The sequence below is a fragment of the Staphylococcus devriesei genome (assembly GCF_002902625.1).
Taxonomy (GTDB): Bacteria; Bacillota; Bacilli; order Staphylococcales; family Staphylococcaceae; genus Staphylococcus; species Staphylococcus devriesei.
In genome coordinates this window covers 1-224 of record NZ_PPRG01000107.1, presented here as the reverse complement: position 1 = coordinate 224, position 224 = coordinate 1, and the positions used below count along the sequence as shown (strand labels likewise).

The following is a 224-nucleotide window of genomic DNA, read 5'->3' as shown; positions in this document are numbered from 1 at the left end:
TCTTTTGTTTTTTCTAATAACTTTTCACTAGGTTTCTCGCTTGTTTCTTCTTGCACCCCATTAATATATTTTGCTATTTGCTTATCTAAGTTTTTAACATTGCGTGAATAACCACATGCTTCTAATAAATTGCCGGGGTCGATTTTGTCATTTTGAATATCTTGATGACCTGGCACTTCTGTTTTGTAATCAATGTCCCAATAATTACATAAATAAGCTAATAC

The 224-nt window shown here is 31.7% G+C and carries 1 protein-coding gene; it reads right to left on the bottom strand.

Annotated features, from left to right (window positions below):
* Positions 1-224: peptidoglycan recognition protein family protein (locus tag CD147_RS11695; protein ID WP_240621118.1), on the bottom strand; the 224-nt coding region annotated here is incomplete at both ends.